The following is a 19,713-nucleotide window of genomic DNA, read 5'->3' on the forward strand; positions in this document are numbered from 1 at the left end:
TCTCAGGGGGAGCGAGACGTGGGTCTCGAATGAAGCGCGCACGTGATTCGATGCTTGCGATGTCGGATGAGCACTGCTTTACGCATCGGATGCGATGTGAAGCCGCCTACCAGGTTGATGCGTAGTCGTGCCACGGCTCAGACCGCTCATCGCTAAGCCTGCAGCAGAGCCGGGCCGGGCCGAATGAGCAACATCCCAGATCAAGCTGTTCGCAACTCGCGGAGTGGGAGACAGTCAGTACACCGGATCAATCTTGCGCTTGAGCTGCAGTCAACCGCCGGCCGCACCAACTTCATCCACGCACGCCTAGTGCCCTGCCCCAACTCGCCCTAGATCGACACCGGCAACTTGAAGTAAGTGCCCAAGCCATCCAGAAACATCTGCACTGAAATGGCCACCAGCAACATCCCCATCAACCGCTCGATCGCGGTCAGTGCACGGTGACCAAGCAGTTTGTACAACAGCGGGGCCGAGGCCAGGATGGTGGATGCACCGATCCAGGCGATCATCAGCGCCAAGCTCCAATCCCATAGCCGGGTCGGTTCGTTGCTGCCCATCAGCATCACCGCAGCCATGCCCGACGGGCCGGCCACCAGCGGGATGGCCAGCGGCACGATGAAGGGCTCGCCATCGGGGATCTCGCCCATCAGGCCTTCCGGGCGCGGAAAGATCATGCGGATGCCGATCAGAAACAGCACGATGCCGCCGGCAATCGCCACCGATTCCTGCCGCAGATGCATCAGTTCCAGCGCGTATTTGCCGCCCCACAGAAATGCCATCAGCACGAACAAGGCGATCAGCAATTCGCGCGCGAGCACGAAACGCTGGCGCTTCGGCGGCAGCGGCTTGAGCACGCTGAGAAACACCGGGATATTGCCCAGCGGGTCGAGAATCAGGAACAGCAGCAAGGCTGCCGACAGGATGGTCATACGGAAGGACTCCAGATCGCACCACGGTGCGCAGCACCCGCCATAGATAGCAAGGTGACGCAGGCAGACGCATAGCGCACGGGGTCGACCGCCTCGCTATCTTCCTGATGGGTGAAAGCACGTGCGCGCAAGGCAGTGCGCATCGGCCCGGGCTGCAGGCCGCTGATACGCACCTGGCCGGCGGCAGTTTCGTGATGCAGGCTGGCAAGCAGGCCACGCTGCGCATGCTGGGCGGCGCCGTAGGCGCCCCAATAGGCCTGGCCAACGCGTGCAGGGTCATCGACGACGAAGACCACCGCCGCATCGCCTTGCTGCCGCAACAGCGGCAGGCAGGCCTGGGTCAACCAGGCGCGTGCGGTGAGGTTGATATGCAGGGTGCGTGCGAAGTCCGCAGGCGCCGCGAGCTCGGCTGGCGTCAAGCCGGCGAAGTCGGCGGCGCAGTGCAGCAGGCCGTGCAGACCACCGAGCTCAGCCTGCAACCGCTGCGCAAGCGCGGCATAGTCGTCCGGCGCGGCGCCAGCCAGATCCAGCGGATACAGCAACGGCTCCGGCCCCAGCTTGGCGACCGTATCGTAAATGCGCTCCAGCGGACGCAGCTTGCGACCGAGCAGCACGACGGTAGCGCCGGCAGACGCGCATGCCTGTGCAGCGGCAGCGCCCAGGCCACCGGCAGCACCGGTGATCAGCACTACGCGGCCCGCCAATGCAGCCGTATCTGGCTGGGCCTGCAACGCACTCACGGCTGGTAAGCCTCACTGACGATGCGCTTGAGCTCGCCGGCTTCGAACAGCTCCAGCGTGATGTCGCAGCCGCCGATCAGCTCGCCATGAATGAATAACTGCGGGAAGGTCGGCCAGTTGGAATAGCGCGGCAGATTCGCGCGTACTTCGGGTTCTTCCAGCACGTTGACGGTGCGCAATTGATCGGCGCCGGCAGCGACCAACGCCTGCACCGCACGGCTGGAAAACCCGCACATCGGGAACTGCGGGGTGCCTTTCATGAACAACACGATCGGGTGTTGTTCGACTTCGGCCTGGATCCGTTCCATCACCGGCATTGGACTCTCCTGACTGGGAGCGGCAGGCCCGACCGCCGGGTCGGATAGACTTCCGCAAAGGCGCGCATTGTAAGCCTTCAGCGCGACCTGTCGCCGCACTCCCTTCGCTGCCCTTGCCATCATGCCGATCGAACACGCTGCACTGCCCTACTCCCGCGCCGCTCTGGAGCCGCATCTCTCATCCGCAACATTGGAGGCGCACCACGGCGTCTGTCATCGCAGCGAGGTCGAACGGCTCAATGCGCGCATCGAAGGCAGCGAGTTCGCCGAGCTGACGCTGGAAGAGATCATCGCGCAGGCGCAAGGCACGCTGTTTCATCTGGCCGCGCAGGTCTGGAACCACAATTTCTATTGGCAATGCCTGCGCCCACGCGGCGGCGGCGAACCACTCGGCCGGCTGGCCGACAGCATCGCCACATCGTTCGGCGACTTCGCGCACTTCAGGCAGGAATTCAACCGTGTTGCGCTGGGTACGTTCGGCTCGGGCTGGGTGTGGCTGGTGCAGCGCCCGGACAGCACCTTGGCGGTCGTTGCCACGCCGAATGCGTCCACGCCGCTGACCGGGCCGGACACGCCACTGCTCGTCTGCGACCTGTGGGAACACGCGTACTACCTGGACTATCAGCAGGATCGCGCGCACCACCTGGACGCGTTCTGGAAGCTGCTCAACTGGGAGTTCGTGGCTAGCCGGTTGGGCTAGTCATGCAGTTGGGCTCAGCGGTAAGTAGTTGTCGTCGCGGTGAATAGATCGATCGACTGCTGCAGAGCCGCGCGTGGCGGCTATCGATCTGCGCGACAAGGCTTAAGGACGAGTCACGCGTTTTGCCTCCACATCACTGCGTCACCGCTCATACGCTTTGAAGATCACGCCTCGCTCAAGCGTGCAACCACCGGCCCAACCTGCGTCTCACGCTGCAAGGCACTACCCGCATCCACCAGTGCGCGCGCAAGCAGCGGCGGCGTATCGGCGCGTAGCGTCGCATGGCCGACTTTGCGGCCTGCACGCGATTGCTTGCCGTAGTCGTGCCAGTGCCCACCGGGCACTGCCAGAAACGCAGCAGCGTCCGGCATCGTACCCAGCCAGTTGAGCATGCAGGCATGCCCGCGCATCGCGGTGCTGCCCAGCGGCAAACCAAGCACGGCACGCACATGATTTTCGAACTGCGAGGTCTCTGCGCCTTCGATGGTCCAATGGCCGGAGTTGTGCACGCGCGGCGCCATCTCGTTGGCGAGCAGCGCGCCATCGCGCACGAATAATTCCAATGCGAACACGCCCACATAGTCCAGGCGCTCTGCAACCGCGCGCGCATGCGCTTCTGCGGCAGCCTGCAACCAGGTATCCACCGTTGCCGGCGCAAGACTGGCCGACAGCACGCCGTCCACATGCCAGTTTTCGGTCAGCGGCCAGGCGCGGAACTCGCCATCGCGGCCGCGTACCGCCACCACGCTGACCTCGCGCTGGAACGGCACGAAGGCTTCCACGATCAGCCCGACGTTCGCTGCCTGCGCGCCGAGCGTGTCCCATGCGGCATCGGCATCGGCCAGCGTCCTGATGCGGAACTGGCCCTTGCCGTCGTAGCCGAAGCGGCGCGTCTTCAGCACACAGGGCGTACCGATGCGCAGCAATGCCGCATCGAGTCCCGCACGATCGTCGATCGCGGCAAACTCGGGCACCGGAATGCCAAGCTCGCGGAACAAGGTTTTCTCGCTGAGCCGGTCCTGCGCCACCGCCAATGCGGCAGCACTGGGAAACACCGGCACCTGCGCGGCCAGCTGTTGTGCGCTGGCGGCCGGCACGTTTTCGAAATCGAAGGTGATCACGTCCACTTGCGCTGCGAATGCGGCAAGCGCAGCGGTCTCGTCGAATGCGCCGACCTGCAGCGGTGCCACCTGCCCTGCACAGGCATCTGCTGCCGGATCGAACACCGCAAAGCGCAGCCCCAACGGCGCGCCGGCCAACACCAACATGCGTGCCAGTTGGCCGCCACCCAGGATGCCGACCGTGGTCATTGGCGCGGGTCGTCGCTGGCCATCACATCGTCGGTCTGCTTGGCACGGAACTGCGCCAACGCCAGACCGATCTGCGCCTGCTCGGGCGCCAGCATCGCCGCTGCGAACAATGCGGCATTGGCTGCACCGGCATTGCCGATGGCAAACGTGGCGACCGGGATTCCCGCAGGCATCTGCACGATCGACAGCAACGAATCCATGCCGTTGAGCGCCTTGGACTGCACCGGCACACCCAGCACCGGCACCGCCGTCTTGGCCGCCAACATGCCCGGCAAGTGCGCCGCGCCACCGGCACCAGCGATGATCGCGCGCAGGCCGCGTTCGCCCGCCTGCTCGGCATAGGTGAACAACACATCGGGGGTGCGATGCGCCGAGACCACCTTGACTTCGTAAGGCACGCCCAACGCATCGAGCTTTTGAGCTGCGTGTTGCATGGTCTCCCAATCCGAACGGGAGCCCATCACGATGCCGACCAGCGGCGCGGAGTGGTTGGAGGTCATGGCCCTGCCCTGCGGTAAAGACGTATTCTAGCCAATCTCCACGCAAGACAAGACTTCGATGGATCGCAAACTGCTCGACCTGCTGTGCTCGCCCGACACCCGCCAACCGCTTTCGCTGCTCGACGGCAAGGGCCTGGAGGCACTCAACACCGCCATCGCCGGCGGAAACCTGCAGCGTGCCGACGGCACCGTGCAGGCACAGCCGCTGCGCGAGGCGCTGATCACCCGCGACCGCAAGCAGATCTTCCGCGTCGACGACGGCATTCCCGTGCTGCTGGCCGAGGAAGCCATCGGCACTGCGCAGATCGCCGACTTCCCCGAAAAGTGAGTTCTTCCGCGCACACGACCTCGCCGGAGGCGCCGCCAGCCGCGCTGGTGGATGCCGATGTGGCACGCGCGCTGGCCGAGGACATCGGCACTGGCGATGTGACCGCCGCACTGCTGCCGGATCAGGCCGACAGCGCTTACCTGCTGTGCAAGCAGGATGCGGTGATCGCCGGCCGCCCCTGGTTCGACGCCACGCATCGCGCGCTCGATTCGCAGGTACGCATCGACTGGCAGGTGCATGAAGGCCAGCAGGTTGCTGCCGGCACGGTGCTGGCCATCCTGCATGGCCGCAGCCGCAGCCTGGTCAGCGCCGAGCGCACCTCGCTCAATTTCATGCAGACGCTCTCTGCTACCGCGACCACCACTGCTGCGTATGTCGCTGCGGTAGCCGGCACCGGCACGCGCATCCTGGACACCCGCAAAACGCTACCGGGGCTGCGCGCCGCGCAGAAATACGCGGTGCGCTGCGGCGGTGGCGACAATCACCGCATCGGCTTGTTCGATACGGTGATGCTCAAGGAAAACCATATCCGCGCCGCCGGCTCGTTGAGCGCCGCCGTGCACGCGGCACGTGCGCAGCAACCGCAGTTGCCGCTGGTGGTCGAAGTGGAAACGCTGGAGCAACTCCGCGAAGCATTGCAGGTGAGCTGCACGCGCATCCTGATCGACGACTTCGACCCGGCAATGCGCCGCGAAGCGGTGCGCATTGTTGCCGCCTTGCCGCACGAACAGCGCATTCCGCTCGAAGTGTCCGGCAGCGTGGATCTGGCCGGCATTGCCGCGATTGCCAACGATGGCGTGGACTGCATTTCCATCGGCGGCCTCACCAAGCACGTGCAGGCGGTGGATCTGTCGCTCAAACTCGGCCCGCCGCCACACTAGATTTCACGTGTGCCCGCAGGCAGCTCTGTCAGCCTGATGCGCTTGTTCAGTACTGGATCTGCGATGACTGTAAAACCTTGGCCGTGGATCTGCGTGTTGCTGGCAGGATGGGGCGGCAGCGCGGCGGCTGCGGAAGTGTGCGACATGCCCCCACGGTTCGGCACCAGCCCTGCAGCGATCGCCATCGTGCGCAGCGCCTGCAACGAACACCGCTTGTGGCAACACCCCTTCATCGATACCAAAGGTCGCCTGGCCAGTCTTGGCGTGACCGAAGCCGAATCGGGCTATCTCGCCGACCATGGCGTGGTGGCATGGCAACGCGTCGCAGGCTACTGGCGCGACAGCGGCACGCTGGCATCGATGGGCGGTCGCCCCGGCGCATCCAATTGCGCAGCGCTGGATGGCACGCGCTATACCGCCAGCGAGTGCCGCGCGTTTGTGGTCGACAATCCCTGGTCGGCGGCTTTCATCTCCTGGGTGATGACGCAAGCCGGCTTGAGCGGCTTCCATCGCTCCGCGCGCCATCTGGATTACATCCGCAGCGCCTATAACGACGGCGCCAGCGGGCCGTACCAGTTCACCGATCCTGCAGTGGAAAAACCCGCGCCCGGCGACATGCTGTGCCTGCTGCGCGGGCGCAGCGTGTCGCTCGGCTATGCCGGACTCAAGGCCGCGCTGGGCGGTAGTGCGCCGATGCCGTGGCAATCGCATTGCGATGTCGTGGTGGCGGCCAACGTCGGAGGCGACCGCACGCTGTATCTGATCGGCGGTAATGTGTTCAACACGGTGATGATGCGCAAGATGCCGCTGGATCGCGCTGGCCGCGTGGTGTTGCCGACGCCGCAGTCGGACACTGCTCAGGACCAGAACGAAGACAGCCTGGGCATCGCCAGCGAATGCACGCCAGCGCACGAAGAACTGTGCGATTTCAATCGACGCGACTGGGCTGCCTTGTTGAAGCTGCGTCCTGATGCGGTAATGACCGCGCCGCCACCGAGTGAGCCATTGCCTGCGCCTTCCGTTTTGCCCGCAGATCAACCGATGCCGCCGGGTTTTCCGCGTGTTGTGCCGCCACGCCCGGAAACGCAGCCAGTACCGACGCAGCAACCTCAGTGAAAAGGATTAGAGCCCCTCTCCCGCCGGGAGAGGGGTTGGGGTGAGGGTACGTGGCGAAGCCCTCGCTTCGTTCCAACTGCACGAGGCTTCGCACGTACCCTCATCCGCCCCTGCGGGGCACCTTCTCCCGGAGGGAGAAGGAACGTGTTGCTATCGCAGACAACAAAAAAGCGGGCCGAGGCCCGCTTTTTCGTGACGCATCACACAGCAGCGATTACTCGGCCGAAGCCGGCAAGCCCTCGCCTTCTTCCACTGCCTTGATCGACAGACGGATGCGGCCCTGCTTGTCCACTTCCAGCACCTTGACGCGGACCAGATCGCCTTCCTTCAGCTTGTCGCCGACCTTCTCCACGCGCTCGCTGGAAATCTGCGAGACGTGCACCAGGCCGTCCTTGCCCGGCAGGATGGTGACGAACGCACCGAAGTCCATGATCTTGGCGACCTTGCCTTCGTAGATGCGGCCCGGCTCCACGTCCGAGGTGATCTGCTCGATGCGCGACTTCGCAGCTTGCGCGGCAATCGCATTGACCGAGGCGATGATGATCGTGCCATCGTCCTGGATGTCGATCTGCGTACCGGTTTCCTTGGTGATCGCCTGGATGGTCGAGCCACCCTTGCCGATCACTTCGCGGATCTTGTCCGGGTGGATCTTGATGGTCAGCAGACGCGGCGCGTAGTCGCTCAGTTCCAGACGCGGGGTGGTCAGCGCCTTGGACATCTCGCCCAGGATGTACAGACGGCCAGCCTTGGCCTGCTGCAATGCCTGCTTCATGATCTCTTCGGTGATGCCTTCGATCTTGATGTCCATCTGCAGCGCGGACACGCCTTCTGCGGTACCGGCCACCTTGAAGTCCATGTCGCCCAGGTGATCTTCGTCACCCAGGATGTCGGACAGCACCACGAAGCGGTCGTCTTCCTTCACCAGGCCCATGGCGATGCCCGCCACCGGTGCCTTGACCGGCACGCCGGCGTCCATCAGCGCCAGCGAGCTGCCGCACACCGAAGCCATCGACGAAGAGCCGTTGGACTCGGTGATTTCCGAGACGACGCGGATGGTGTACGGGAATTCTTCCAGGCTCGGCATCACCGCGAGCACGCCGCGCTTGGCCAGACGGCCGTGACCGATTTCGCGACGCTTCGGCGCACCGAAACGACCACACTCGCCCACCGAGTACGGAGGGAAGTTGTAATGGAACAGGAAGTTTTCCTTGTACTCGCCGCTGACCGCGTCGATCACCTGGCCGTCGCGGGCGGTGCCCAGCGTGGTGACCACGATCGCCTGGGTCTCGCCGCGGGTGAACAGCGCCGAGCCATGGGTACGCGGCAGGATGCCGGCCTGCACCGAGATCGGACGCACGGTATCCAGTGCACGGCCGTCGATACGCACCTTGGTCTCCAGGACCGAGTCGCGCATGGTGTGGTATTCCAGCTCGCCGAATTCCTTCGACAGCTCGGCGTTGCTCCAACCTTCCGAAGCAACACGGCCGGACAGCGACTCGAGCACGTCCTTCTTGATCGCGGAGATCGCGTCGCGACGCTGCAGCTTGTCGCGCACCTGGAAGGCACCGGACAGCTGCGCGCCGACCGCTTCCTTCAGTGCATTGATCAACGCGGTGTTCTTGGCAGGCGCAACCCAGGTGCTGGGCTTGGTGCCGGCTTCGACGGTCAGCTCGTTGATGACGTTGATGACCTTCTGCAGTTCGCGATGGCCGAAGGTGACCGCGCCCAGCATCACTTCTTCGGACAGCAGCGCCGCTTCCGACTCCACCATCAGCACCGCATTGGCGGTACCGGCAACCACCAGCTCCAGCTGCGAATCCTTCAGCTCGGAGATGGTCGGGTTGAGGATGTACTCACCGTTCTTGTAGCCCACCTTGGCGGCGCCGATCGGGCCGTTGAAGGGGGTACCGGCCAGCGACAGTGCGGCCGATGCGCCGATCAACGCGGCGATATCGCCGTCGATGTCCGGGTTCATCGACATCACCGTGGCGATGATCTGTACTTCGTTCTTGTAGTCCTCCGGGAACAGCGGACGGATCGGACGGTCAATCAGGCGCGAGATCAGCGTTTCCTTCTCGGTCGCACGTCCTTCGCGCTTGAAGAAGCCGCCCGGGATGCGGCCGCCGGCATAGAACTTCTCCTGGTAATCAACCGTCAGGGGGAAGAAGTCCTGCCCTTCGCGCGCGGTCTTTGCGGCGACGGCGGTGACCAGCAGTACGGTGTCGTCGAACTTGACGATGACGGCGCCGCTTGCCTGGCGAGCGACTTCGCCCGTCTCCAGGGTGACGGTGTGCTTGCCGTACTGGAAGGTTTTGGTGATTTTTGCCACGGAGGTTTTTTCCTTAGGTGTTGCTGTCTTCGTTGGACCGTCGTCGACCCATGCCGAGAACGGGCGGCCGGGAGGCTCCGGCCCATGAATTACATCGTGCAAATAACGGAATGCGAACGACCAAAACAAAACCGCGGCGCATCGCTGCACCGCGGTGGTAGGACTCGATTAGCGGCGCAGGCCGAGCTTTTCGATCAGCGACTTGTAACGCTCGCTATCCTTCTTCTTCAGGTAGTCGAGCAGGCTGCGGCGACGGTTGACCATCTGCAGCAGACCACGACGGCTGTGGTGATCTTTCTTGTGGGTCTTGAAGTGACCGCTCAGCAGCTCGATGCGGGCGGTCAGCAGAGCGACCTGCACTTCCGGGGAGCCGGTGTCCTGGGCGCTGCGCTTGTTGTCTTCAATGACTTTCTGGGTGTCGACGGACATGTGTTTTCTCGATAGATGCGTGGTCGACAGGAACGTGCATGACGCACCGCCGGACTCGCCGTTTGCTTGGGATGAGCGCGCTTGGCGCTGGAGGTGCCCCGAACGGGGCCGCGAAATTGTAACGTCGTGCGAGCCCGGGGACAAGTTGACTAAAACTTAACAAGCCTGGGCTTCGTTCAGTCCATTGAACAATCGCTGGGGCGACAACCGCCCGTCCAGGTCCACCAAGCCTAGGCCCAAGGGGATTCCGTCCGGTCCGAACACGGCCACCTGCCCATCCGGAAATGCGGCATCGCGCAAGCGCTGACCCATGCGGAAACGGGCCGTGTGTGCCTGGTCCAGAGTGATCCGCGCAAAATCGGCCAATCCGGCCCGGATCGGCAGCAACAATTCCTGTGCATCGGCACCGGCATCCAGCGCCGCAGACAGCGCTTCCAACGTGATCATCTGCGGGGTGCGGAACGGCTCGACCCAGAGCCGACGCAACGAGGCGATATGCGCGCCGCAGCCAAGCACCTCGCCCAGATCGCGCGCCAGGCTGCGGATGTAGGTGCCCGAGCCGCAGGTCACGCGCAGTTGCAGGCGTGGCGCGGCATATCCGATCAGTTCGATCGCATGCACATCGACTTCGCGCACCGGCGCCTCGATGATCTCGCCGCGGCGTGCCTTGGCATACAGCGGCTCGCCGCCCTGCTTGAGTGCCGAGTAGATCGGTGCCTGTTGGGCGATACGGCCGATGAATGGCGCCAGCGCCGCACGCAGAGCGTCTTCGCTCAACTCGGGCACCGCACGCTCGCGCAGCGGTTCGCCATCGGCATCGTCGGTATCGGTGGTGATACCCAGCACGACCTCGGCGTCGTAGGCCTTGGCCGAACCAAGCAACACGCCGGCGATCTTGGTGGCCTCGCCCAGACACAACGGCAACAAGCCGGTGGCCAGCGGATCCAGGCTGCCGGTGTGGCCGCCCTTTTCGGCACGCAGCAAACGGCGTGCGGACTGCAATGCGGTGTTGGAGCTGACTCCAGCCGGCTTGTCGAGCAACAAGATGCCGTGCAACGGGCGATAGACGATGCGGGGTTTCAAAAGATCAGTGCTCGAATCGGGCGCCATGCGCGTCCGTTGAAATCAGGGCCGCGTAGAAAGAGGCGGCCGGCCCAGCAGCGCTCAGCGCTGCTCGGCGTCTTCGTCGCTGGAGGCGGCCTCGGGGCCGATATCGTCCAGGTCACGCAGCAGGTTGTCGATGCGCTCGCCGCGATCGACCGAATCGTCGTAATGAAAGTGCAGCTCGGGCACGTGGCGCAGCTTCATCGCGCGCGCCAACTGCGTGCGCAGCTGACCGGCGATTTCCTTGAGCCCCTTGACCGCTTCGACCGAGCGCTCCTGCTGCAGCGCGGTGACGAACACCTTGGCATGCGCAAGATCGCGGGTGACTTCGACATCGGACACGCTGACCGACGGCAGGCCGTGATCGCGCACGGCCGCGTGCACGATCGTGCCGAGGTCGCGACGCACCTGTGCCGACACGCGGTCGGTGCGATGGAATGATTTGGTTGGCATGGTCGTGGACCTGGTTGATTCGGAGGGCCAGATGGCACCGAAGCCAAAAACGAACGTGGGCGGCCATGCCGCCCTCGCCTTGCAAAACGTGCTGTCCAAAAATCGGGCGTTACCGACTGCAGCTTGCCGACGCCGGGGCCCGCAGGCCCCGGCAGCCGCAGCCGTTACAGCGTACGCGCGACTTCGATACGCTCGAAGCACTCGATCTGATCGCCGGCCTTGACATCGTTGTAGGCCTTCACGCCGATACCGCACTCGGTACCGTTGCGCACTTCCTCGACGTTTTCCTTGAAGCGACGCAGCGATTCCAGCTCGCCCTCGAACACCACGACGCTGTCGCGGAGCACGCGGATCGGCTTGCTGCGCTTCACCACGCCTTCGATGATCATGCAGCCTGCAACCGCGCCGAACTTGGAGCTGCGGAACACGTCGCGGACCTGCGCGATACCGATGATCTCTTCGCGGATTTCCACGCCGAGCAGACCGGAGGCGACCTGCTTCACCTGATCGATCACGTCATAGATGATCGAGAAGTAACGCAGATCCACGCCATTGGATTCGACGATCTTGCGTGCCGATGCATCCGCACGAACGTTGAAGCCGATCATCGTCGCCTTGGAAGCGGCGGCCGAATTGGCATCGGACTCGGTGATGCCACCCACGCCGGAGTGGATCACGTTGATGCGGATGTCGTCGTTGGACAACGCCACCAGCGACTGCTTGAGCGCTTCCACAGAACCCTGTACATCGGCCTTGATCACCAGGTTCAATACCTGCTGACCCTCGCCCTTGCCCATCTGCGCCAGGATGTCTTCCATGCGGTTGGTTGCCGAAGCCACCAGACGCGACTCGCGACGCTTGGTTTCGCGCTGCTGCGCCACGTCCTTGGCCAGACGCTCGTCGTCAACGACCACGAAGTCGTCGCCGGCTTCCGGCACGCCGGACAGGCCGAGCACCTGTACCGGGATCGACGGACCCGCCGAGGTCGGCTGATGACCGGTCTCGTCGAACAACGCACGCACGCGGCCGTACTGGATACCGCAGACCAGGTAATCGCCCTTCTTCAGCGCGCCCTGCTGCACCAGCACCGTGGCGACCGGGCCGCGGCCCTTGTCCAGCGACGACTCGATGACGGTACCGCTGGCGCGGCCTTCCGACAGCGCCTTCAGTTCCAGCACTTCGGCCTGCAGCGAGATCGCGTCCAGCAGCGTGTCCACGCCGGTACCGAGCTTGGCCGACACTTCGATGAACTGGGTGTCGCCGCCGAAGTCTTCGGCCACCACGTTTTCGGCCAGCAATTCGTTCTTGACCCGCAACGGATCCGCGCCGGCCTTGTCGATCTTGTTCACCGCCACGATCAACGGAACGCCCGCAGCCCTGGCGTGCGCCACCGCTTCCTTGGTCTGCGGCATCACGCCGTCATCGGCAGCCACGACCAGCACCACGATATCGGTGATCTTGGCACCACGTGCACGCATCGAGGTAAACGCGGCATGGCCAGGCGTATCCAGGAAGCTGATGACGCCACGACCTGTTTCGACGTGATACGCACCAATGTGCTGGGTGATGCCACCGGCTTCGCCCGAGGCGATCTTGGTGCGACGGATGTAATCCAGCAGCGAGGTCTTGCCGTGATCGACGTGACCCATGATGGTCACCACCGGCGGACGCTGCACGGCATCGCCTTCGGCACCTTCGGCATGCGCCAGCAGCGCATCCTCGAAGTCGGCATTGTCGGCACGCACGGCCTTGTGGCCGAGTTCTTCGGTCACCAGCGACGCGGTGTCATGGTCGATGCTCTGGGTGATGGTCGCCATGACGCCCATCTTGAACAGCGCCTTGACCACATCGCCGCCCTTGAGCGCGAGCTTCTGCGCCAGATCGGCCACAGTGATCGTTTCGCCGATCGCCACTTCACGCACCACCGGTGCGGTCGGACGCTCGAACCCGTGCGGACCGCTATTGCCCTGGTTGCCACTACGGCCGTTGTCGTTGCCACGACGCGAAGAAGACGAACCCGGACGACCGGTCGGCTTGCTACGCACATTGGAACGACGCGCGCGATCGGCAGCGGACAGATGCAACTGCCCGGCAAAGCGCTTGGTCGCATCGTCGTCTTCGACGCCGGCCACCATGACGTGCGAACCGCGCGTCTTGTGCTTGGCCGCATTATTGCGATCGTCCGGACGTGCCGGCGTGGCCGGACGCGAGGCGGGCGATGCGCCAGCCGGACGGGCCGGACGCGGTGCAGAAGACGGCGACGACGGCGCACGCGCTGCAGGAGCGGAAGACGGCGTCGGCGCGGTGGCAACCGGCGCCGGCGCACTGGCAGCCGCAGCGGCTTCCTCGGCAGCCTTGCGCTCGGCTTCGATACGGTCCTTCGCGGCCTGCTCTTCATCGCGCTTGCGCTGAATCGCTTCGTCGCGCACACGGTCGCTTTCGGCCAGCGCCTGCTGCTCGTCGAGGTTGCGCTGACGCGATGCGGCGAGCTTGGCCAGGATGTCGGCGCGCTCTTCGTCCGGCGTCATCGGCGTGGCACGGCCGCTGCCTTCATTTTCGGACTTCACGTAGGTGCGCTTCTGCCGCACTTCCACGTTGACGGTGGTCTTGGTGCGGCCGGCGCTGACCGTGACTTCCTGCAGCTTGCGCCGATTGAGCGTGATCTTCTTGGCTGCTTCGGTTGCCGCTTCGGCAGGCGTCTCGGCCTTGCCATGCGTGCGACGCAGGAAGCCGAGCAGTTTCATCTTCTCGGTGCTGGTCACGACCTGGTCGGGGCCGCTGAACTTCATTCCGGCCTCGGCTAGTTGAACCAGCAGTTTATCGACCGGCGTATTGACCAGTTCGGCAAGCTTGCGGATGGTGGTTTGCTGCGACATTCGGATCCTATGATCTGGTTGGCGCCCCCTCGCCCAGAGCAAGGGAAGCGCTGATTCTAAGCCCTGATGGGGTCAGGGCGCGGTTCATTGCCGGCTCATTCGCCGCGCTCCAAACGGGCGATCTCCTCGGCGCGGGCCGCCAGGATCAGCGCTGCGGCGCGCTCCTGGGTCAAGCCCTCAATGCCGAAGTCGACGATCTCGTCCGCTGCCAGGTCGGACAAGTCCTCGCTGGTGCGCACGCCGTGCTCGGCCAGAGCAAAGGCCGTTTCCTCGTCCATCCCCTCCAGCGCCAGCAGGTCCTCGGTGGGCTGAGTTCCTTCCAGGCCTTCTTCCTCGGCCAGCGCGGCGTTGAGCAGCGCATCGCGGGCACGGGCACGCAACTCTTCGACGATGTCTTCGTCGAAGCCTTCCACCGCCAACAACTCGCCGACCGGCACGTAGGCGATTTCTTCGACCGTATTGAAACCTTCGGTCACCAGAATCGCTGCGATTTCTTCGTCCACTTCCAGGCGATCCATGAACAACTGGCGCGCGGAGGTCTGTTCGGCTTCGGACTTGGCGGCCACCTGGTCGGCGGTCATCACGTTGAGCTGCCAACCGGTCAGGCGGCTGGCCAGACGTACGTTCTGGCCGCCCTTGCCGATCGCCTGGGCCAGGCGATCTTCTGCCACGGCCAGGTCCATCGAATGCTTGTCTTCATCGACGATGATCGACTGCACTTCGGCCGGCGCCATCGCATTGATGACGAAGTTGGCCGGGTTCTCGTTCCACAACACGATATCAACGCGCTCGCCATTGAGTTCGTTGGACACTGCCTGCACGCGCGAACCGCGCATACCGATGCAAGCGCCGATCGGATCGGTGCGGGTGTCGTGCGCGATCACCGCGATCTTGGCGCGGTCGCCCGGATCGCGGGCACAGGCCTTGATCTCGACCAGACCCTGGCCCACTTCCGGCACCTCGAGCTTGAACAGCTCGATCATGAATTCCGGCGCGGCGCGGCTGATGAACAGCTGCGGGCCACGTGGTTCGGAACGCACTTCGGCCAGGTAGCCGCGCACGCGGTCGCCCGGACGCAGCACATCGCGCGGGATGCCCTTGTCCTTCGGAATGAAGGCTTCGGCATTGCCGCCCAGATCGACAAAGATATTGCCGCGCTCGGCACGCTTGACCACACCGGTGATCAACTCGCCGACACGGTCCTTCCATGCGTCCACAACCTGCTGACGCTCGGCTTCGCGCACACGCTGCACGATCACCTGCTTGGCAGCCTGCGCGGCGATACGGCCGAAATCCGGGTTTTCGATCTGTTCTTCGATGTAGTCGCCCACATCCACACCGTCGGCTTCGTCGATGGCATCCATCAGACGCACCTGGCGATCCGGGGATTCCATCACTACATCGTCGGCGACCACTTCCCAACGACGGTAGGTTTCGTAGTTACCGTCCTTGTGGTCGATGGTCACGCGCGCCAGCACGTCCTGGTCCGGATAGCGCTTCTTCGCTGCGGAAGCCAACGCGGCCTCGATCGCATCGAAGATCACTTCGCGCGGCACGCCCTTTTCGTTGGCCACCGCATCCACTACCAGCAAAAGTTCCTTGCTCATTTAGTCACTCCGCGCGCGGCTTGCCAGCCGCCGACTCGTTGGATGGTTTCTTCTTCTCGTGCCCGGGTTTTTTCGGGCCGGGCTTATTCGGTTTTTGCGGCGCCAGGCCCAAAGCGACCCAGTCCGGCAGGATGCGCGCCTTGTCGATGTTGTCGAAGCCGATCTGCACATCCTTGCCGTCGATGGCAAACACCACGGCGTCGGCCTCCGCCTCGATCCGCAGGATCTTGCCCTGAAAGCGGCGCCGACCATCCTGCGCCAGCTTCAGCACGATCTTTGCGGACTCGCCGACATGACGTGCGAACTGTTCAAGCGTAAACAAGGGGCGGTCCACACCCGGCGAAGACACTTCAAGCGTGTAGTTGCCGGTGATGGGATCTTCGACGTCGAGCTGGGCGGAGACTTCGCGGCTAACGCGCTCGCAGTCATCGACGTTGATCACACGCTCGGGCTGTTCGGCCAGCGGCACATCGATATACAGGCGCAACGTGGCGCCACCTGGAGCGGGAAGATATTCCACACCCAGCAGTTCCAAGCCCAAGGACTCAACCGTTGGACTCAGCAGATTCGCGATTTCGGTCGCTTTTTCGCTCACAGACTGCCCTGATCAAATGATTGCCAGTAGAACCCCGGCAACCGGCAGCAAACTTTCCGGTTCCGGAAAAAACAAGGGGCCCGATGGGCCCCTTGCGTGAAAAAAGCCCGACCTCTCAGGGTCGGCGCAAAGACGGGAACATGCGTCTTTGCGATCCAAGAACATGAACTGCTGCCCTAAGGCAAACTGCATTAAAGCAGCAATTCAAACTTGGTAGCGGGGGCAGGATTTGAACCTGCGACCTTCGGGTTATGAGCCCGACGAGCTGCCAGACTGCTCCACCCCGCAGCAGAAGCGGAATTATGAAGAACTTGAGCGGCAATTGCAAGCCCTAGTTTTTCATCGATTGAAAACCCTGGGGGTCTTCAACGTCGCGGCAAATCATAACCGCATTGCAACAAAAACGAAACAGCAATAACGACTTTATTTCAGTAACGCGTCAAGGGCACGCCTGACGCACGTGCCCACAACGGTATGCAGGCATGTAGGTGTTACGCAAGGCCCGCAAATGCGCGCTGGCACCACACCATGATCGGGCTCCAGGCCAGACCGAGTGCCAGCAGTGCGAGTGCGTTGACGCCGAGGACAGTACCAAGCACACGGTCGTTGTTGGCCGGCAATGGCTCACCCACTGGCTCATCGAAGTACATGACCTTGATGACGCGCAGATAGTAGTACGCACCGATCACCGCGCAGAGCACGCCCACCAACGCCAGCCACAACATATCTCCCTTCACCGCGGCGCCCAACACGGCCAGCTTGGTCCAGAAGCCGAGGAACGGCGGAATACCTGCAAGCGAAGCCATGATGCACAGCACCAGGCCGGCCATCCATGGATTGCGTGCGTTGAGACCCTTGAAGTCGTCGATGTTCTCGGCTTCAAACCCATTCCGCGACAACGCAATGATGGCGCCGAACGCAGCGGTCGACATGATGGTGTAGCTCACTGCGTAGAACATCGCCGCGGCATAGCCTTCTTCGCCGCCACCGGCCACGCCCATCAGCAGGAAGCCGATATGCGAGACGGTCGAATACGCGAGCATGCGCTTGAGATTGGTCTGCGCAATCGCCATCAGGTTGCCGATCACCAGCGACAGCGCCGACAGGCCGCCGATCAACAGATGCCACTGCGGCGACAACGGACCCATGCCGACTTCGAGCAGACGATAGGCCATACCAAAGGCAGCCAGCTTGGGCGCGGAACTGATGAACAACGCGATCGGTGCGGGCGCACCCTGATATACGTCGGGCAGCCACATGTGGAACGGGGCAGCGCCAAGTTTGAAGGCCACGCCGGCGATCATGAAGATGGTGCCGGTCAGCAGCAGGGTGCGCTCGTTGGAGCCTTCGATCGCGTCATGGATGCCCGCCAGGCTCAAGGTGCCGGTAGCGCCGTACACCAGCGACATGCCGTACAGCAACAGACCCGACGCCAGCGAACCAAGCACGAAATACTTCATCGCCGCTTCGGTGGCCAGGCCGTTATCGCGATTGGACGCGACCAGTGCGTACGAGCACAGGGCCAGCAGTTCCAGGCCCAGATACACCATCAGCAGGCTGCCTGCCGAGGCCAGCAGCATCATGCCGGCGGTGGCGAACAGCACCAGCACCGGGATTTCGCCCTGATAGAGATTGCGCTCGCGCAGGTAGGTCCAGCCATAAACCAGACTCAGGCCGCTGACCAGCACGATCACCGTCTTCATGACGTCGGCTGCGGTGTCTCGGACGAACATGCCGTGGAAGGCTTCGCCCTGCCCGCCCGTTCCGGTCGCCAGCAACGCGAACACCACGGCCAGCACGGCCACGGAGAACAGGTGGGTCCAGACCTTGTGCCGCTGGCTCATAAATAGATCGAGCATCAACAGAGCAAAGGCGCCGCCGATCAGCACCAGCTCCGGTGCGAGCGGAGCCAGGTCAGCGGTGGTCAACGGCGCGAGCGTTGGCGTGGTCATCATCAAATCCTGAAAATCGGTACGTACGGCAAGCAGTTACAGCTTGGTCGCGGCAATCTGGGTAGCCAGCTTGGCGATCGATGGTTCCATCAGATCGGTCAGCGGCTTCGGATACAGGCCCAGGGCCAGCACGCCAACGGCGAACACCCCCAGCACGAACGCCTCACGGCCATTGATGTCCTTCAGCTCGGCCACGTGTGCGTTGGCAACTTCACCGAAGAACACGCGCTTGTAGAGCCACAGCGTGTAGGCAGCGGTGATCACCAGCGTCGTGGCAGCGGCGAAGGCAACCAACGGATGCTTCTGGAAGCTGGCCAGGATCACCATGAACTCGCCCACGAAACCGCTGGTGCCCGGCAGACCGGCATTGGCCATGAAGAACAGCATGGCGAAGGTGGCAAACCACGGCATCACGTTGACCACACCGCCGTAATCGGCGATGCGGCGGGTATGCATGCGGTCGTACAGCACGCCGATGCAGGAGAACATCGCACCGGACACGAAGCCGTGCGAAATCATCTGCACCATCGCCCCCTGCAGGCCCAGGCGTGCGGCATCGGTGCTGCCGTAGTCGCGCACCAGGGTGAAGGCGATAAAGGTGCCGAGAGTGACGAAGCCCATGTGCGCGATGGACGAATACGCCACCAGCTTCTTCATGTCGTCCTGCACCAACGCCACCAGGCCGACGTAGATCACCGCGATCAGCGACAGCGTGATCACCAACCAGGCGAACTCATGGCTGGCGTCCGGCACGATCGGCAGGTTGAAGCGCAGGAAGCCGTAGCCACCGATCTTCAGCGCGATCGCGGCCAGGATCACCGAACCGGCGGTCGGTGCCTCAACGTGCGCGTCGGGCAGCCAGGTATGCACCGGAAACATCGGCACCTTGACCGCGAAGGCGATCAGGAACGCGAAGAAGATCCAGGTCTGCTCCTTGGCGGTCAGCTGCAGCGCGTACAGGTCGGCCAGCTGGAAGCTGCCGCCCTTGAGATACAGATACACCAGGCCCACCAGCATCAGTACCGAGCCGAGGAAGGTATACAGGAAGAACTTCATCGCCGCGTAGATACGCCGCGGGCCGCCCCAGACACCGATGATCAGGAACATCGGAATCAGCATGGCCTCGAAGAAGACGTAGAACAGCATCGCATCGGTGGCAGCGAAGATGCCCAGCGTGACACCTTCCAGGATCAGGAAAGCAGCAACGTACTGATTGACGCGCTTATCGATCGAGCGCCAGGCGCCGATCAGGGCCAGCACCGTCACCAGCGTAGTCAGCACGATCAATGCGACCGCGATGCCGTCCACGCCCAGGTTGTAACCGATGTTGTAAGCCGGGATCCAGGCGTGCAGTTCAACGAATTGCAGGGCGTCATTGGCCGTGTCGTAGCCCAGCAGCGGCAGACTCAGCACAAAGGTCGCCACCGCCACCGCCAGCGATGCCCAGCGGGCAGTCTCGGCGTTGCGCAACGCAAGGATCAGGGCGCCACCGATAATCGGCAGCCAGATCAAGATAGACAGTAAAGGCCAGTTCGACACGTTTTCTT

General features: G+C 63.5%; 18 protein-coding genes and 1 tRNA gene. 4 read left to right on the forward strand and 15 right to left on the reverse strand.

From position 1 onward, the window contains the following. Positions 1-329 precede the first annotated feature (329 nt). Genes NYR97_RS22020 through grxD form a run of 3 tightly spaced genes read right to left on the reverse strand, consistent with a single transcriptional unit; the run spans position 330 to position 1,986 of the window. Entirely contained in the window at positions 330-929 is a 600-nt protein-coding gene (locus NYR97_RS22020) for a YhgN family NAAT transporter (RefSeq protein WP_006450537.1), read from the reverse strand. Further along, positions 926-1,669: an SDR family NAD(P)-dependent oxidoreductase gene (locus NYR97_RS22025; protein ID WP_316695801.1), complete on the reverse strand. Its 744-nt coding sequence runs from the start codon at positions 1,667-1,669 to the stop codon at positions 926-928. The genes NYR97_RS22020 and NYR97_RS22025 overlap by 4 nt, the downstream gene beginning before the upstream one ends. Further along, on the reverse strand, positions 1,666-1,986 hold the full coding sequence (gene grxD / locus NYR97_RS22030; protein WP_006450539.1) for a Grx4 family monothiol glutaredoxin: 321 nt from the start codon (positions 1,984-1,986) through the stop codon (positions 1,666-1,668). Before grxD ends, NYR97_RS22025 begins: the two co-directional genes overlap by 4 nt. A gap of 121 nt (positions 1,987-2,107) precedes the next feature. Here grxD and NYR97_RS22035 point away from each other — a divergent pair, with 121 nt between their 5' ends. Continuing rightward, the gene (locus NYR97_RS22035; protein WP_316695807.1) at positions 2,108-2,686 is read left to right on the forward strand and encodes a superoxide dismutase; all 579 of its coding nucleotides are present in this window, start codon (positions 2,108-2,110) and stop codon (positions 2,684-2,686) included. A 164-nt stretch (positions 2,687-2,850) separates the two neighbouring features. Here NYR97_RS22035 and NYR97_RS22040 read toward each other — a convergent pair whose 3' ends face one another. Then, positions 2,851-3,996, reverse strand: a complete 1,146-nt coding sequence (locus tag NYR97_RS22040; RefSeq protein WP_316695808.1) for a 5-(carboxyamino)imidazole ribonucleotide synthase — start codon at positions 3,994-3,996, stop codon at positions 2,851-2,853. Continuing rightward, positions 3,993-4,496, reverse strand: coding sequence for a 5-(carboxyamino)imidazole ribonucleotide mutase (gene purE, locus NYR97_RS22045; RefSeq protein ID WP_006450542.1), 504 nt, complete (start codon positions 4,494-4,496; stop codon positions 3,993-3,995). Before purE ends, NYR97_RS22040 begins: the two co-directional genes overlap by 4 nt. 58 nt (positions 4,497-4,554) lie before the next feature. On the opposite strand from purE, the gene NYR97_RS22050 reads away from it, so the two are divergent. From NYR97_RS22050 to NYR97_RS22060, 3 genes are all read left to right on the forward strand, one after another. Then, positions 4,555-4,824, forward strand: coding sequence for a Trm112 family protein (locus tag NYR97_RS22050; RefSeq protein ID WP_023904445.1), 270 nt, complete (start codon positions 4,555-4,557; stop codon positions 4,822-4,824). Then, positions 4,821-5,705, forward strand: coding sequence for a carboxylating nicotinate-nucleotide diphosphorylase (nadC, locus tag NYR97_RS22055; RefSeq protein ID WP_316695809.1), 885 nt, complete (start codon positions 4,821-4,823; stop codon positions 5,703-5,705). The genes NYR97_RS22050 and nadC overlap by 4 nt, the downstream gene beginning before the upstream one ends. 63 nt (positions 5,706-5,768) lie before the next feature. After that, positions 5,769-6,821, forward strand: coding sequence for a DUF2272 domain-containing protein (locus NYR97_RS22060; protein ID WP_205394376.1), 1,053 nt, complete (start codon positions 5,769-5,771; stop codon positions 6,819-6,821). A 214-nt stretch (positions 6,822-7,035) separates the two neighbouring features. Here the strand turns inward: NYR97_RS22060 and pnp are convergent, their stop codons facing one another. The 10 genes from pnp to NYR97_RS22110 form a co-directional block, all read right to left on the reverse strand. Next, positions 7,036-9,150 carry a polyribonucleotide nucleotidyltransferase gene (gene pnp, locus NYR97_RS22065; protein ID WP_316695812.1) on the reverse strand — a complete coding sequence of 705 codons (2,115 nt, stop codon included), beginning with the start codon at positions 9,148-9,150 and terminating at the stop codon, positions 7,036-7,038. A gap of 168 nt (positions 9,151-9,318) precedes the next feature. Beyond that, positions 9,319-9,579, reverse strand: coding sequence for a 30S ribosomal protein S15 (gene rpsO / locus NYR97_RS22070; RefSeq protein WP_006450548.1), 261 nt, complete (start codon positions 9,577-9,579; stop codon positions 9,319-9,321). A gap of 156 nt (positions 9,580-9,735) precedes the next feature. After that, entirely contained in the window at positions 9,736-10,662 is a 927-nt protein-coding gene (gene truB / locus NYR97_RS22075; RefSeq protein WP_205394374.1) for a tRNA pseudouridine(55) synthase TruB, read from the reverse strand. Between the two features lie 81 nt (positions 10,663-10,743). Beyond that, complete coding sequence (gene rbfA / locus NYR97_RS22080) at positions 10,744-11,136, reverse strand: 30S ribosome-binding factor RbfA (protein WP_006450550.1); 393 nt, start codon at positions 11,134-11,136, stop codon at positions 10,744-10,746. Positions 11,137-11,300: 164 nt separating this feature from the next. Further along, positions 11,301-14,012 (reverse strand): translation initiation factor IF-2, encoded by a 2,712-nt coding sequence (gene infB / locus NYR97_RS22085; RefSeq protein ID WP_316695813.1) that lies wholly within the window; start codon positions 14,010-14,012, stop codon positions 11,301-11,303. Positions 14,013-14,107: 95 nt separating this feature from the next. Further along, positions 14,108-15,619 (reverse strand): transcription termination factor NusA, encoded by a 1,512-nt coding sequence (nusA, locus tag NYR97_RS22090; protein ID WP_006450552.1) that lies wholly within the window; start codon positions 15,617-15,619, stop codon positions 14,108-14,110. A 4-nt stretch (positions 15,620-15,623) separates the two neighbouring features. Next, positions 15,624-16,214: a ribosome maturation factor RimP gene (rimP, locus tag NYR97_RS22095; protein WP_006450553.1), complete on the reverse strand. Its 591-nt coding sequence runs from the start codon at positions 16,212-16,214 to the stop codon at positions 15,624-15,626. Between the two features lie 211 nt (positions 16,215-16,425). Then, positions 16,426-16,502 (reverse strand) — tRNA-Met (locus tag NYR97_RS22100). A 203-nt stretch (positions 16,503-16,705) separates the two neighbouring features. Beyond that, entirely contained in the window at positions 16,706-18,166 is a 1,461-nt protein-coding gene (gene nuoN, locus NYR97_RS22105; RefSeq protein ID WP_043908815.1) for an NADH-quinone oxidoreductase subunit NuoN, read from the reverse strand. Positions 18,167-18,202: 36 nt separating this feature from the next. Beyond that, positions 18,203-19,705 carry an NADH-quinone oxidoreductase subunit M gene (locus NYR97_RS22110; protein ID WP_316695814.1) on the reverse strand — a complete coding sequence of 501 codons (1,503 nt, stop codon included), beginning with the start codon at positions 19,703-19,705 and terminating at the stop codon, positions 18,203-18,205. Between the last annotated feature and the right edge of the window lie 8 nt (positions 19,706-19,713).

The sequence above is a fragment of the Xanthomonas hydrangeae genome (assembly GCF_032697525.1).
Lineage (GTDB): Bacteria > Pseudomonadota > Gammaproteobacteria > Xanthomonadales > Xanthomonadaceae > Xanthomonas > Xanthomonas hydrangeae.

Bases quoted from the DNA above. Each gene is read 5' to 3' on its own strand.
- NYR97_RS22020 (WP_006450537.1), bottom strand. From the start codon at position 929: ATGACCATCCTGTCGGCAGCCTTGCTGCTGTTCCTGATTCTCGACCCG.
- grxD (WP_006450539.1), bottom strand. From the start codon at position 1,986: ATGCCGGTGATGGAACGGATCCAGGCCGAAGTCGAACAACACCCGATC.
- NYR97_RS22035 (WP_316695807.1), top strand. From the start codon at position 2,108: ATGCCGATCGAACACGCTGCACTGCCCTACTCCCGCGCCGCTCTGGAG.
- NYR97_RS22040 (WP_316695808.1), bottom strand. From the start codon at position 3,996: ATGACCACGGTCGGCATCCTGGGTGGCGGCCAACTGGCACGCATGTTG.
- purE (WP_006450542.1), bottom strand. From the start codon at position 4,496: ATGACCTCCAACCACTCCGCGCCGCTGGTCGGCATCGTGATGGGCTCC.
- NYR97_RS22050 (WP_023904445.1), top strand. From the start codon at position 4,555: ATGGATCGCAAACTGCTCGACCTGCTGTGCTCGCCCGACACCCGCCAA.
- NYR97_RS22060 (WP_205394376.1), top strand. From the start codon at position 5,769: ATGACTGTAAAACCTTGGCCGTGGATCTGCGTGTTGCTGGCAGGATGG.
- rpsO (WP_006450548.1), bottom strand. From the start codon at position 9,579: ATGTCCGTCGACACCCAGAAAGTCATTGAAGACAACAAGCGCAGCGCC.
- rbfA (WP_006450550.1), bottom strand. From the start codon at position 11,136: ATGCCAACCAAATCATTCCATCGCACCGACCGCGTGTCGGCACAGGTG.
- infB (WP_316695813.1), bottom strand. From the start codon at position 14,012: ATGTCGCAGCAAACCACCATCCGCAAGCTTGCCGAACTGGTCAATACG.
- nusA (WP_006450552.1), bottom strand. From the start codon at position 15,619: ATGAGCAAGGAACTTTTGCTGGTAGTGGATGCGGTGGCCAACGAAAAG.
- nuoN (WP_043908815.1), bottom strand. From the start codon at position 18,166: ATGACCACGCCAACGCTCGCGCCGTTGACCACCGCTGACCTGGCTCCG.